The 13,824-nt window shown below is 67.2% G+C and carries 12 protein-coding genes; 6 read left to right on the top strand and 6 right to left on the bottom strand.

Features of this window, described 5'->3' with window-relative positions; all coding sequences use genetic code 11:
• Nucleotides 1-12 precede the first annotated feature (12 nt).
• Entirely contained in the window at nucleotides 13-468 is a 456-nt protein-coding gene (locus tag Amac_RS52710; protein WP_155361959.1) for a hypothetical protein, read from the bottom strand.
• A 92-nt stretch (nucleotides 469-560) separates the two neighbouring features.
• Between Amac_RS52710 and Amac_RS52705 the strand changes: the two genes are divergently transcribed.
• From Amac_RS52705 to Amac_RS52680, 6 genes are all read left to right on the top strand, one after another.
• Nucleotides 561-1,241: a response regulator transcription factor gene (locus tag Amac_RS52705; protein ID WP_155361958.1), complete on the top strand. Its 681-nt coding sequence runs from the start codon at nucleotides 561-563 to the stop codon at nucleotides 1,239-1,241.
• A gap of 13 nt (nucleotides 1,242-1,254) precedes the next feature.
• A complete protein-coding gene (locus tag Amac_RS57660) occupies nucleotides 1,255-2,514 on the top strand; it encodes a sensor histidine kinase (RefSeq protein ID WP_155361957.1) in 1,260 nt (419 codons plus the stop codon).
• A 46-nt stretch (nucleotides 2,515-2,560) separates the two neighbouring features.
• On the top strand, nucleotides 2,561-2,845 hold the full coding sequence (locus Amac_RS52695) for a PepSY domain-containing protein (RefSeq protein WP_155361956.1): 285 nt from the start codon (nucleotides 2,561-2,563) through the stop codon (nucleotides 2,843-2,845).
• 158 nt (nucleotides 2,846-3,003) lie between these two features.
• Nucleotides 3,004-3,726, top strand: a complete 723-nt coding sequence (locus Amac_RS52690; RefSeq protein ID WP_155361955.1) for a dienelactone hydrolase family protein — start codon at nucleotides 3,004-3,006, stop codon at nucleotides 3,724-3,726.
• An 89-nt stretch (nucleotides 3,727-3,815) separates the two neighbouring features.
• Nucleotides 3,816-5,291 carry an AAA family ATPase gene (locus tag Amac_RS52685; protein ID WP_218041803.1) on the top strand — a complete coding sequence of 492 codons (1,476 nt, stop codon included), beginning with the start codon at nucleotides 3,816-3,818 and terminating at the stop codon, nucleotides 5,289-5,291.
• Nucleotides 5,292-5,314: 23 nt separating this feature from the next.
• The gene (locus Amac_RS52680) at nucleotides 5,315-5,674 is read left to right on the top strand and encodes a hypothetical protein (protein WP_155361954.1); all 360 of its coding nucleotides are present in this window, start codon (nucleotides 5,315-5,317) and stop codon (nucleotides 5,672-5,674) included.
• Here the strand turns inward: Amac_RS52680 and Amac_RS52675 are convergent.
• The 5 genes from Amac_RS52675 to Amac_RS54365 all read right to left on the bottom strand — a co-directional run.
• A complete protein-coding gene (locus Amac_RS52675) occupies nucleotides 5,671-6,303 on the bottom strand; it encodes a DUF4240 domain-containing protein (RefSeq protein WP_155361953.1) in 633 nt (210 codons plus the stop codon). The two genes, Amac_RS52680 and Amac_RS52675, sit on opposite strands and share 4 nt — an antisense overlap.
• Before the next feature lie 769 nt (nucleotides 6,304-7,072).
• The gene (gene metH / locus Amac_RS52665; protein WP_155361951.1) at nucleotides 7,073-10,675 is read right to left on the bottom strand and encodes a methionine synthase; all 3,603 of its coding nucleotides are present in this window, start codon (nucleotides 10,673-10,675) and stop codon (nucleotides 7,073-7,075) included.
• A gap of 101 nt (nucleotides 10,676-10,776) precedes the next feature.
• Nucleotides 10,777-10,971 carry a hypothetical protein gene (locus Amac_RS55770; protein ID WP_218041802.1) on the bottom strand — a complete coding sequence of 65 codons (195 nt, stop codon included), beginning with the start codon at nucleotides 10,969-10,971 and terminating at the stop codon, nucleotides 10,777-10,779.
• A 157-nt stretch (nucleotides 10,972-11,128) separates the two neighbouring features.
• Nucleotides 11,129-13,042, bottom strand: a complete 1,914-nt coding sequence (locus tag Amac_RS52660; RefSeq protein ID WP_170323103.1) for a GH25 family lysozyme — start codon at nucleotides 13,040-13,042, stop codon at nucleotides 11,129-11,131.
• 113 nt (nucleotides 13,043-13,155) lie between these two features.
• Nucleotides 13,156-13,824, bottom strand: a 669-nt coding sequence (locus tag Amac_RS54365; protein WP_170323102.1) for a hypothetical protein, incomplete at its 5' end; no start/stop codon positions are given.

Genomic DNA, 13,824 nt, shown 5'->3' with positions numbered 1-13,824 from the left:
GGAGAACCCCGTTCAGTCGATCTTCTCGCGGGAGATCGGGTGGCCTGCTTCGCAGTGGACTTCGACTTCGACCTCGGCGTTGTCTGCCTCGAACTTCACTTTGGCGTGGTTGTCGGGGCCGGGGTCGACGTCGTCCACGTGGTAGCCCTGGGCGGGGGTCCAGGAGAGGAGGGAGGCCTGGCCGGATACGCAGGCGGCGACGGTGGTGCCGCCGGTTGTGGCGAAGACGCGGAGTTCGCGGGGGGCTTGGGTGGGGAGTGTTGGGGTTGGGGTGGATTTTGGGGTCGGGCTGGGGGAGACGGTGATGGGGATGGCCAGCTCCTGCCGTACCTGGTCGGCGGAGAGCGGGCGGATGTTGGGGCCGGTGACAGCTGAGCTGAGAGAGTTCGTCACCGTCACACCCGCGACCAGCGCGACAACGACGGCCGCCACCCATCCGCCAACCGCGAGCAACGTAGGCCGATTCACCCCCCTACCTTCGCTGATCCAACGCTAAGCCGAAGTTAAGGCACCGATAACGGACTTATGCGCTTATCGACAACCGGCTAACGTGGCCGCAAATGGCAAACGTCCTGCTTGTCGAGGATGACGTCACCATCCGTACAGCCCTGGTCCGGGGGTTGCGCGATCGTGGTCACGCCGTGTCCTCGGCCGCCACCGCCCTCGACGGCCTGCGCCTGGCCCTCGACACCCGGCCCGATCTTGTCGTGCTCGACCTGGGACTCCCCGACCTGGACGGCACCGAACTCCTGCGAATGCTCCGAGCGGTGAGCCGCATGCCCGTCATCGTCGCCACCGCCCGCGACGGCGAACCGGAAACCGTACGCCTGCTCGACGCGGGCGCCGACGACTATGTGGTCAAACCATTCACCGCCACACATCTGGACGCGCGAATCCGGGCAGTGCTCCGCCGTACCGGCCAGGAGGACACCGACACCACGGTCACCGTCGGCGGCCTGCACATGGACGTCCGCGGCCGCGAGACCGTCCTCAACGGCGTACCCATCGAATTGACCCCACGCGAGTTCGACCTGCTGCTCTACCTGGCATCCCGACCCGGCCGCGTGGTCACCAAACGCGAACTTCTCACCGAAGTCTGGCAGGTCCCCTACGGCGGAACGGACAAAACGGTCGACGTCCACCTCTCCTGGCTCCGCCGCAAACTCGGCGAAACCGCCCAGGAGCCACGGTTCCTCCACACGGTACGAGGAGTCGGCGTCAAACTGGTCGACCCGACGTGATCGTTCGCGCATCATGAGACGAAGGCTGGCGCTCCTGGTCACGGCGACCACCTCGCTCGTGCTGATCGCGATGCTGGTGCCGATGGCACTGCTGGTCCGCTCGGCCGCAGAGAACGGCGCCGTCGCCCAGGCCACCACGGAAGCCCAATCCGTCGCCGCCGTGATCGGCACCGTCGACCCCGCCGCCCTCGCCTTGACGGCGAACCGCTCATCAGCCGCGAGCGGCCACCAGATCTCCGTCTTCCTCCCCGACGGAACGGTCGTCGGCGCCCAGGCCACCCGCTCCCCCGCCGTCGAACTCGCCACCCGCGGCCGGAGCCTGTCCGCGGAAGCCCCCGGCGGCGGCCGCGAGATCCTCGTCGCCGTCCAGGGCGAATCCGGCACCAGCGTGGTCCGCGTGTTGCTTTCGGCGAACGATCTGAGCAGGGGCGTACAGGCCGCTTGGCTTGGCCTGCTCCTGCTCGGCCTGATCCTCATCGGCCTCGGCGTGATCGTCGCCGACCGCCTCGCGGTCGCCCTCACCCGCCCGATGACCGGCCTTGCCCAGGTTTCGCACCGCCTCGCGGGCGGCGACCTGGCCGCCCGAGCCGCCCCCACCGGCCCGCCCGAGATCCGCGCCGCCGCCCTCGCCCTCAACCACCTGGCGACCAGGATCGACGCCCTCCTCCACGAGGAACGCGAATCCGTCGCCGACATCTCGCACCGCCTCCGCACCCCCCTGACCGGCCTCCGCCTCGAAGCCGAATCCCTGACCAACCCGGAGGAAGCCGAACGCCTCGGCACCCGCGTCGACGCCCTCGACCGCGCCGTCACCTCCGTGATCGTCGACGTCCGCCGCCGCACCCGGGAACGCGGCTCCTGCGACGCCACCGCCGTCGTCTCCGCCCGCGTCACCTTCTGGTCCGTACTGGCCGAAGAGCAGAACCGCCCCCTCACCCTGTCGCTCCCCGACTCCCCTCTCCCCGTCGCCACCTCCGCCGACGACCTCGCCGCCGCCGTGGACGCCCTCCTGGAAAACGTGTTCGCCCACACCCCCGAGGGCGTCCCCATGTCGGTACGGCTGACGCGGGCCACCCCCGGCTCCGAACTCACCGTCACCGACGCCGGCCCTGGCATCCCCGCGCCCGCCGAACGCGGCCGGAGCGGCGGCAACTCGACCGGGCTGGGGCTCGACATCGCCCGCCGTACCGCACAATCCGCCGGAGGCGCGATGACGGTGGACACCCCGCCCGGCGGCGGAACCACGGTCACGCTCACCTTTGCCAGCCCTTAACCGTGGCAAAGCGCGCCTATAGCCAACCCCAAGCCACCGTAAAGCCATGAGAATCAGACCCGCCCTCGTCGGCGCCCTGACCGCGTCCGCTCTCCTGCTCACCGGCGCCACCGCCGCCTCCGCGACGGCCCAGGCCGACATCACCCGCGCCAAGGCCATCAAGATCGCCAAGAAGGCGGTTCCCGGTGGCCGCGTGACCGACGTGGAACGTGAATACGAGCACGGCTACCGCACCTGGAAGGTCGAGCTCCAGAAGGGCCGCTGGGAGTACGACCTCTACATCGCCATCAAGACCGGCAAGATCATCAAGACCAAGATCGACCGCGACTGACCCACGACCGCCCTGGGAAGCGCGCCCTGGATCCTGAGGGGCGTGCTTCCCGGGCTGTACAACCAAGGAGGTTCTCCGGTCACCAGGTATTCCGTACAACCGCCGAATACACCGCATAGGGTCACGCTCAAACGCAAGGGTTACGAGCGGGAGCCCACATGACCGAGATCGACCTGACCCAGCAAGCCGCCCAATTCGGCGGATCCCAACCCTTGCGCGGATATCTCGCGACACCTCCAGGCGAGGGCCCTTGGCCCGGCCTGGTGATGATCCACGAGATCATGGGCCTGGAACCGATGATGCTCCGCCACGCCGACCGCATGGCCCAAGCCGGCTACCTGACCCTGGCCGTCGACCTGTTCAGCGCGGGCGGCCCCCGCCGCTGCCTCGTCTCCACCATGCGCGCCCTCTCCAAACGCGAAGGCCGCCCCTTCGGCGACATCGAAACCGCCAGAACCTGGCTGACCACATCCCCGGATTGCACCGGAAAAATCGGCGTAATCGGCTTCTGCATGGGCGGCGCCTTCGCCCTCCTCACCACCACAACCGGCTTCGCCGCCGCCTCCACCAACTACGGCCCGCTCCCCCGCGACCTCGACACCACCCTCACCGGCTCCTGCCCCATCGTCGCCACGTACGGCGCCCGCGACCGCACCCTCAGAAACGCGGCCCCCAAACTAGAAGCCGCCCTCACCAAAGCCAACATCCCGCACGACGTGAAGGAATACCCCACCGCCGGCCACGCCTTCCTCAACGAAGAACTCTCCGGCCCCCGCCTCCTCCGCCCTCTCCTCCGCGTGGCAGGCATCGGCCCCGACCCCACCTCCGCCCCCGACGCCTGGCACCGAATCACCACCTTCTTCGCCCAACACCTGCACTAACCCGCCCGCCCGACAGAAGGGTAAATGGATTTCACCTTCCAGGGTGAAACTGATTTCCTGAAATCGTGATGGACAAGCCGGGAAACATCATGGGCAGGGCACGTCAGTGGCAGACGCTCAACCGATTCCTGTTCGAGGGTGACGTGAACGGGCCGCTGCGGCTGGGCCTGGTGTCAGGGCGTAGAAGGACAGGAAAGACCCAACTGCTCGTCGCCGCCTGCGAAGCGCTCGGTGGCCTCTACATCCCCTGCGTACAAGACGAGGGCGATCGAGCCGCGAGATCGCGTTTCGGTGCCGCCATCGCCGAGCATGCGGGTCTGGGAGCTTCGCTTCTCGGCGCACCAGAATCGTGGGAAGTCCTCCTCCACGCCGCCCTCGACACTGCGGCGCGCACCGCTCCGCCGGGCACGCCCGCCTTGGTAGTGATCGACGAATTCCCCTACGCCATGGCAGATGCCCCCCAACTACCGTCACTCATCCAGCACCTCTACGACGACTCCCAGAACAGGCGTGGCCCCGGCGGCCGTCTGATCCTCTGCGGATCCGCGCTCAGTGTGATGCAGAACCTGCTCTCCAGCACCAAACCCCTGCGCGGGCGCGCGATCATGGACATACGCCTCAACGCCCTCGACTACCGCGAGGCAGCCCAACTCTGGGACATCGAGGATCCGGAGATCGCCCTCCGCGTGCACGCCTGCGTCGGCGGCATTCCCGGCTACCACGCGCTGATGACCAATCCAGCCGCGGACATCCAGGACTTCGACCGCTGGCTCGTCGAGAATCTCCTCGATCCAGACCGAAGTGTCTTCACCCGTATCGAGGTCGACTACCTCCTGCGCGAAGAACCCAAAATTACGAACCGGACGATCTACTACGACATCCTCACCGCGGTCGCCAACGGCGCGAACACCCCCACCAAAATCGGCTCGACCCTGGGCCGGGACGACAATTCCATCCGCTACCCCCTCTCCGTCCTCGAATCAGCCGGCTATGTGACCCGATCCCAGGACCTCCTCCGCGGCCGCAGACCCACCATCACGGTCTCCGACCCCGTGATTCGCTTCGACCGCCTGATCACCGCCCCCCACCTGGGCCAACTGGAACTGGGCCGCGCCGAACAGGTATGGCTCGCCGCCGCCCCCACATTCCGTTCCTCAATCCTCGGCCCTCATTTCGAGGAACTCGCCCGAGACTGGACCCACCGCTTCGCCCCCGACGAACTCGGCCACCCCGCCGGCTTCGGCGAGGTCGGCTACGCCACCATCCAGGACCACGCGGGCCGCGCCAAACACGAAATAGACGTCCTCGCCAAACACGCCGACCAAATCACCATCATCGGCGAAGCCAAAGCCACCCTCACCCGCCGAGGCCTCCCCGACCTGTCCCGCCTCGACACCATCCGCACCCTCCTCACCCGAGAAAGCCACAACACCGAACAAACAATCCTCACCCTGTTCTCCACCACCGGCTTCACCCCCGACCTGGAATCCACCGCCACCCAACGCCCCGACGTCGAACTAATAGACCTCAACCGCCTGTACGGTCACGAGGATCCCGGACGATAGTCTTGCTGATGATCAGGAGACCCGTGACCCTGCCTAAGAAGGGCTCCCGCCATATCACCGTCGGTGGCACGTCATACCGCTGGCGGGTTCGCCACAAGCCCACCTATGACCAAGGGCTCGGCTGGTCACCCATGACATTCGGCGTCCAACTGGCCACAGACCCCGGCAGCGTCCTCGTGGTGACCCTCCCCCACCACCGCCTCGACAACTGGCTGTACCTCGAAGGCGTCAGCGTTCGCCCCGCTCTCGTCGCGAAGTGCATCACCGTGGCACTCAGCGAGGGATGGGCACCCGAACATCCCGGAAGTGCCCACCAGCTGAAGGTCACGCAAGAGCAGATTGTCGAGTGGGCCGTGCCCGTGGTGAATCCGCTCTATCTTTAGAGTTCGCCTGAGTTTCGGTAGCGGGCGATCCGGGGGAGCCTGCGCGCCAATTCCTGATCATCGTCTAGATCCCAGTGTTCGCCTCGAAGATCACTACCATCGACTCCTCCGACCGGGAACTCGGAGCGGATTCCCCGAGCACGAACAGCCTCGTAGAGGTTGTCCTCGTCTTCTCCGGTGACCTTCGCGTAGGCGTCATACGCCACATGGGCCAGCGATGCGAAGTCATGCCGACCCTCTTCCATCCAGGTCGATTTTTTCTGCTCTCTCCTAGAAAGTCGGCAATATGCGAACTCCCCCTTCCGCGCGGCAAGCACCTGGGGCTGCTCGATGAGGCGATCCGGGCAATCGGCTACAGGCTCGAACGTCGCACGACCCAAACTGATCAGCCAGTTCACGAAGTACTCGAACCAGTCGAACGACGTGCTCCCGAATACGAACCAGTACGCCGCGTACAGATCGAACCTGCAGCCGCGATTCGCGGTCACGTCCCAGCAGGCCTGATAGTCGACGATCTCCTCGACCGACCGGCGGCAGAGTTCACCTTCCAACCACGCCAAGCGTTCCTTCCGGCTGGCGGCCTCACGACTGGAACGTTCGATCAAATCCCAGAAACCCTCGATATCCATGGGGCGCGATGCTCCCAGCCGCAAGCCCCGCTGCCAAGATCGCGTGTGGCGGTCAGGAGCCAGCGTTCTGCTTCGGCCAGCGGGACGCCGCGGCGGGCGGCGTAGTCGGCCACCTGGTCACGGTTGATTCGGCCAACGGTGAAGTAGCGCAAGGTGTGCCAGCAGGACCAGCGGCTTCACCCCTGATCTGGAATCCACCGCGCCGACGTCGAACTAATCAACCTCAACCGCATGGACGGCCGCTAGAACCCGTCAAGGGACCCTCCGCCGTTAAGCACATTCACATTTGCCGATTTCGACATCGGGATCTTCTGTGCTGAGGCTCCTTAAGACCGGCCGAGTTCACCTCTTAGTCACGCTCCCTGTTGCAGGGAGTCCGGCTTTCTGGTCAGTCGCAGGTGGCCCCGCATAAAAATCCTGGAGTCACAATTTCTTAACTCCATTGCCCTGTGACATACCCGACATAGCGTCAAGGTAATGGACAGCTGACCGTTGGAAGGCCAACGCCATGACCGATGTGCAATGGGGCGGATTTTGGTTCGCCTGCATCGTGATCTTTATCCTTGTAATGGCGTGGAACAGTGGATCGCGCCATCCGAAGTCGAAATGTGGGCGGTGTGATGGCTCGGGGAAGCTGTACTCCGCCTTTCTGCCCTGGCGTTGGAGGGATTGCCCGAACTGCAAGGGGGGCACCTACGATCGCAGCGACAAGAAGTAGGCGCGGCCGCCGACCAGCCGCAGTGATCGGCAGCCGCTCGATTCTGCCAGGTCAGGTTGGGTCGTAGGCGAGGTTGGGGCGGAGCCAGCGTTCTGCTTCGGCCAGGGGGACGCCGCGGCGGGCGGCGTAGTCGGCCACCTGGTCGCGGTTGATCCGGCCGACGGTGAAGTAGCGCGAGTCGGGGTGGGCCAGCAGGAGGCCGCTTACCGCGGCGGCCGGCGTCATCGCGTACGACTCGGTCAGGCCGATTCCCAGCGGTTCGGCGCCGAGGAGGTCGAAGAGTTCGCGCTTCTCGCTGTGGTCGGGGGTGGCCGGGTAGCCGAGTGCGGGGCGAATGCCGCGGAAGCGCTCGGCGTGCAGGTCCCCGATCGCCGGGTTGGCGTCGGGTTCGAACCAGTCGCGGCGTGCCCGCAGGTGGATGTACTCGGCGAACGCCTCGGCCAGGCGGTCGGCCAGGGCCTTCACCATGATGGCGCGGTAGTCGTCCTGCTCGGCCTCGTACGTGGCGGACAGCTCGTCGGCGCCGTGGATGGCGACGGCGAAACCACCGAGGTGGTCGTCGGCTGGGGCGACGAAGTCGGCGAGGCAGCGGTTGGGGCGGCCTTCCGGCTTCGCGGTCTGCTGGCGGAGCATCGGCAGGCGGACGCCGTTCACCACGATGTCGTCGCCTTCGGCGTGGGCGGGCCAGAAGCCGTACACCCCGACGGTCCGGAAGGAGCCGTCGGCGATGATCTGGTCGAGCATCGTGTTCGCGTCGTCGAAGAGCTCGCGAGCCTCGGGCATGTCGAGGATCGCCGGGTACTTGCCCTTGAGCTCCCAGGCGAGGAAGAGGAACTGCCAGTCGATGAACTCCCGCAGGTCGGCGATCGAGGGTGTCACGGTGCGTACGCCGGTGAAGGCCGGCACGGGCAGGTCGTCGAAGCTGATCTGGGAGCGGTTGGCCCGGATCTGGGCAAGCGTGAGCAGCGGTTGCCGTACCCGCGATTCGTGCAGTTCGCGCAGGCGCGCCTGCTCTGCGCGGGTGTCCGTGGCGAGGGTCTCGGCCCGATCCGGGTCTAGCAGGTCGGAGACGACGCCGACCACCCGCGACGCGTCGAGGACGTGCAGCGTGGCGGCGTTGTAGGCCGGGGCGATCCGGACGGCGGTGTGCTGGCGGGAGGTGGTCGCGCCGCCGATGAGCAGCGGTGTCTTGAGCCCGCGCCGCTGCATCTCCGCGGCGACGGTCACCATCTCGTCGAGCGACGGAGTGATCAGTCCCGAGAGGCCGATCACGTCGGCGTTCGCGGCGATCGCGGTGTCCAGGATGACCGACGCAGGCACCATCACCCCGAGGTCGATCACCTTGTAGTTGTTGCAGCCCAGCACGACCCCGACGATGTTCTTGCCGATGTCGTGCACGTCGCCCTTGACGGTGGCGAGCACGACGGTGCCCTGCCCGCGCCCCGGGTCCAGGCGCCCCTCCAGCCGGGCCTGCTCCTTCTCCGCCTCCATGTACGGCTCGAGGTAGGCGACCGACCGCTTCATCACGCGCGCGCTCTTCACCACCTGCGGCAGGAACATCTTGCCCGAGCCGAACAGGTCGCCCACGATCTTCATGCCGTCCATGAGCGGGCCCTCGATGACGTCCAGCGGTCGTTCCGCCTGCTGGCGGGCCTCCTCGGTGTCGGCCTCGATGAAGTCCACGATGCCGTGCACCAGAGCGTGGGCGAGTCGCTCCCGTACCGGTGCGTCCCGCCAGGCCAGGTCGACCACGCGGGCGGTGCCGCGGCCGCTCACCGTCTCGGCGAAGGAGACCAGCCGGTCGGTGGCGTCGGCCCGGCGGTCGAAGATCACGTCCTCGACGAGTTCCAGCAGGTCGGCCGGGATGTCCTGGTAGACGGCGAGCTGGCCCGCGTTGACGATGCCCATGTCGAGCCCGGCTCGTACCGCGTGGAAGAGGAAGGCGGAGTGCATGGCCTCGCGGACCACGTCGTTGCCACGGAAGGAGAAGGAGAGGTTGGAGATGCCACCGCTGGTCCTGGCCCCGGGGCAGCGCTCCTTGATGAGCGGCAGGGCGTCGATGAACGCCTTGGCGTAACCGTTGTGCTCGGCGATGCCTGTGGCCACGGCCAGCACGTTGGGGTCGAAGACGATGTCCTCCGCGGCGAAGCCGGCCTGCTGGGTGAGCAGGTCGTACGCGCGGCCGCAGATGGCCACCTTGCGCTCGGTGGTGTCGGCCTGGCCCTGCTCGTCGAAGGCCATCACCACGACACCGGCGCCGTAGTCGCGTACCCGCCGGGCCTGGGCGAGGAAGGGCTCCTCGCCCTCCTTGAGGCTGATCGAGTTGACCACGCCCTTGCCCTGGACACACTTGAGCCCCGCTTCGAGGACGCTCCACTTCGAGCTGTCCACCATGATCGGAACTCGGGCCACTTCGGGCTCGGTGGCGATGAGATTGAGGAACGTGGTCATCGCCTGCTCGCTGTCGAGCAGGTCGGCGTCCATGTTCACGTCGAGGATGTTCGCCCCGCCGCGCACCTGCTCCAGCGCCACGTCGACCGCGCCCTGGTGGTCGCCGCCCTCGATGAGCCGCCGGAATCGGGCGGAGCCGGTGACGTTGGTCCGCTCACCGATCATGACGAAGCCCGTGTCCGGCCCGATCGCGAACGGCTCCAGGCCGCTGAACCGGGTGGCCTTGCCGGGCGCGGGGATCTCGCGCGGAGCCAGCCCGGCGACCGCCGACGCGACGCGCTCGATGTGGGCCGGGGTCGTCCCGCAGCAACCGCCGACGATGTTCACCATGCCCGCGCCGACGAAGTCGGCCAGCAGTTCGGCGGTCTCCTGCGGCGTCTGGTCGTAGCCACCGAACGCGTTGGGCAGGCCCGCGTTGGGGTGGGAGGCCACGTACGTCCCGGCGAGTCGGGCCAGTTCGGCCACGTGCGGCCGCATCTCGGTCGCGCCCAGCGAGCAGTTCACGCCGACCACCAGCGGCTCGGCCCGCTCGATGGAACGCCAGAACGCCTCGACGGTCTGCCCCGACAGGGTGCGCCCGCTGAGATCCACGATGGTCACCGAGATCCACAAAGGCAGGTCGGGAGCGACCTCGCGGGCGGCGGCGATGGCGGCCTTGGCGTTGAGCGTGTCGAAGATCGTCTCGACGAGCAGCAGGTCCACCCCGCCCTCGGCCAGCGCCTCGATCTGCTCCGCGTAGGCGGCGCGCACGTCGTCGAACGTCACCGCGCGGTAGGCCGGGTCGTCCACCCGTGGCGAGAGGGAGAGCGTGACGTTCAGCGGTCCGATCGACCCGGCCACGAACCTGCCGCCGAACTCGTCCGCCGCCTGCCGGGCAAGCTGCGCGCCGCGCAGGTTCATTTCCCGTACGTAGGCTTCGGCACCGTAGTCGGCCTGCCCGACGCGCGTCGCGGTGAACGTGTTCGTGGTGGTGATGTCAGCGCCGGCGGCCAGATACTGCCGGTGTACGTCGAGGATGAGGTCCGGCCGGGTGATGTTGAGGATGTCCGGGTCGCCGGTGAGGTCACGCTCGTGGTCGGCGAAGCGCTCACCCCGGTAGTCCTCTGGGGCCAGATTCGCGCCTTGAAGCATCGTGCCCCACGCGCCGTCCAGGACGGCGACCCGCTCGCTCAGCAGGTTCCGCAGCGCATTCGTCCGGTTCACAGAGAGGCTCCTCCCACGGTGGGAGGCGACCTTGAGAGGGTGGTTCCAGCCGAGCGTGGCGGGCTCCCGCCCGTTGCAGCGCCTCTCGACCTGTGTCGATATTACCCGAGCCCGGGATCCTTCTGCTGGAACTCAAAGATCTTGCGGATGATCAGGAAGTACGCTTGCAGGCGGCTACCTTCGGAACACGCTTCCCACAGCGATCTCCAAGGAGGCGCACGGCTCATCTGGCCTGCCCGCGCCCAGCTCGATTTCTCCGGTGAGCTTGCTCCGCTTTGACGGACACTGGTGGTCATCCAGGAACCCTTGCAATCGCAGCGGAAGCCAGCCTTGCCGAGCCAGAAACAGGTGCGTCGTCCGCGAACGACTACTGGAACTCGCCGCATCCCGCGCCTTCGGAAAAGCTCAAAAGGGGTGATGCCGCACCGGGGTTCCGGTGCGGCATCGCCGTTTTCAGGGGGTGGCGGGTGGGGTGCCGGCGCCGCTGAGGTCCTGGGTCACCCAGGCGGCGCCGATCTTGGACAGGAAGGTTTCCTGGAGGTGCTTGTTCGAGGCGTTGATGGTGAAGACGCTGGTGTAGCCGTCGTGGTAGACGGCGGCGGGTGTGCCCGCGGCCGCCGGGGTACCGGCACCCGCGCTAAGGTCCTGGGTGACCCAGGCCGCGCCGATCTTGGACAGGTAGGTTTCCTGGAGGCGCCCGTTCGAGGCGTTGATCGTGAAGACGCTGGTGAAGCCGTCGTGGTAGACAGCGACCGGGGCACCCGTCGCCGCCGGGCCACCGGCGCTGACGTCCTGGGTCGCCCAGGCCGCGCCGATCTTGGACAGGTAGGTTTCCTGGAGGCGTCCGTTTGAGGCGTTGATGGTGAAGATGCTGGTGAAGCCGTCGTGGTAGACAGCGGCGGGCGCGCCGGTTGCCGCCGGGGTACCGGCGCCGGAGCTGAGGTCCTGCGTGACCCAGGCCGCGCCGACCCGAGGCAGATAGGTCTCCTGGAGGCGCCCGTTCGAGGCGTTGATGGTGAAGATGCTGGTGAAGCCGTCGTGGTAGACAGCGGCGGGCGCGCCGGTTGCCGCCGGGGTACCGGTACCCGCGCTGATGTCCTGGGTCACCCAGGCCGCGCCGAGCCGAGGCAGGTAGGTCTCCTGGAGATGCCCGTTCGAGGCGTTGATGGTGAAGACGCTGGTGTAACCCTCATGCACCACCACGGCAGGCGTCACATTAGCCGCGGCCGGAGTGCCCGCACCAACGCTGAGGTCCTGGGTCACCCAGGCCGCGCCAACCCTGGGCAGATAGGTCTCCTGGAGATGCCCGTTCGAGGCGTTGATGGTGAAGACGCTGGTGTAACCCTCATGCACGACCGCGACCGGCTTGGTCGCGGAAGCCGGAGTGCCGGCGTCGGCGCTGATGTCCTGGCTGTACCAGGGAGAGCCGATCCCCGGCAGGTACGTCTCCTGGATATGACCATCGGCGGCGTTCCGCGTGAACATGCTGACGAAGCCCTCGTGCACCACCGCCGGACTGCCGGATAAGGCTGGGGTCGTACTGACACCTGACCCACGAGCGAATGCGGCGAGGTCGCCGGCGCTGCCGTTGAAGACGGTGGGTGAGCCGGGCAGGGTGCTGGATGAGCCGGCGTACTGCCAGGCGGTGAAGCGGGACCATCCGGCGGGGAGCGCGCCGGGGGACCCGGAGTAGTTGGCAACCTCCAGTGGGTTGGCGGAGAAGGAGGTGTTGCTGCCGGTGCACTGGTTCCACCAGTTGGCATTGGTGTAGATGGCGGCCTCACGCCCGGTCCGTACCTTGACCTCGTTGACGAAGTCGCGGATCCAGGTGACCATCTGGCTGGGTGTCAGCCCGTAGCAGGGGTAGATCGGGGCGCTGGTGGTCCACCACGGCCACTCGATGTCAAGCTGCAGGGGCAGGGTCTTTCCATCGTTGACGTACTGTGCGTGGTCGATGAGGAAGTCGGCCTGGGCCTTGCCGGTGCCGACGCCCTTGTCGGGGCGGCCGAAGGCGTACGCGCCGATATAGACGCCATTGGCCTTGGCACCGTGGTAGTTGGCGTTGAACTGGGCGTCGACAAAGTCGAGTCCTTCAGTGGCCTTGGCCCATCCGAACTTGACGCCCTTGGCGGCCGTCTGGCCCCAGTCGATGGTGCCGGAGTGATTGGAGACATCGGTACCGCCGACCGAGTAGCCGGACGGAACGGCAGCTGCCGGAACAGCGGCCACCGCGACCATGGCGGCGGCCGCCATACCGACGGCGACCACGCGGAAAGCGGCCGTCGCGGGCGCGCCGCGGCCCTTACGCCTCGCTCGGTGGATGGTGAACAGCGAAGAGATATTGACGACGCGAAGTCGTCGCAGCATTTTAAGCATCGGATTACAGCCCCATTGATTCGATAGCGCGATCACTTGAATATCCGCCGATAAATGGCAGGAGAGTGATGCCGCACCGGGGTTCCGGTGCGGCATCGCCGTTTTCAGGGGGTGGCGGGTGGGGTGCCGGCGCCGCTGAGGTCCTGGGTCACCCAGGCGGCGCCGATCTTGGACAGGAAGGTTTCCTGGAGGTGCTTGTTCGAGGCGTTGATCGTGAAGACGCTGGTGTAGCCGTCGTGGTAGACGGCGGCGGGTGTGCCCGCGGCCGCCGGGGTACCGGCACCCGCGCTAAGGTCCTGGGTGACCCAGGCCGCGCCGATCTTGGACAGGAAGGTTTCCTGGAGGCGCCCGTTCGAGGCGTTGATCGTGAAGACGCTGGTAAAACCGTCGTGGTAGACAGCGACCGGGGCACCCGTCGCCGCCGGGCCACCGGCGCTGACATCCTGGGTCGCCCAGGCCGCGCCGATCTTGGACAGGTAGGTCTCCTGGAGGCGTCCGTTTGAGGCGTTGATGGTGAAGACGCTGGTGAAGCCGTCGTGGTAGACAGCGGCGGGCGCGCCGGTTGCCGCCGGGGTACCGGCGCCGGAGCTGAGGTCCTGCGTGACCCAGGCCGCGCCGACCCGAGGCAGATAGGTCTCCTGGAGATGCCCGTTCGAGGCGTTGATGGTCAAGATGCTGGTGTAACCCTCATGCACCACCACGGCAGGCGTCACATTGGCCGCGGCCGGAGTGCCCGCACCAACGCTGAGGTCCTGGGTCACCCAGGCCGCGCC

Origin of the sequence: Acrocarpospora macrocephala (assembly GCF_009687865.1) — a bacterium.
GTDB classification, from domain to species: Bacteria; Actinomycetota; Actinomycetes; order Streptosporangiales; family Streptosporangiaceae; genus Acrocarpospora; species Acrocarpospora macrocephala.
This window is presented reverse-complemented; position numbering and strand designations above follow the sequence as displayed.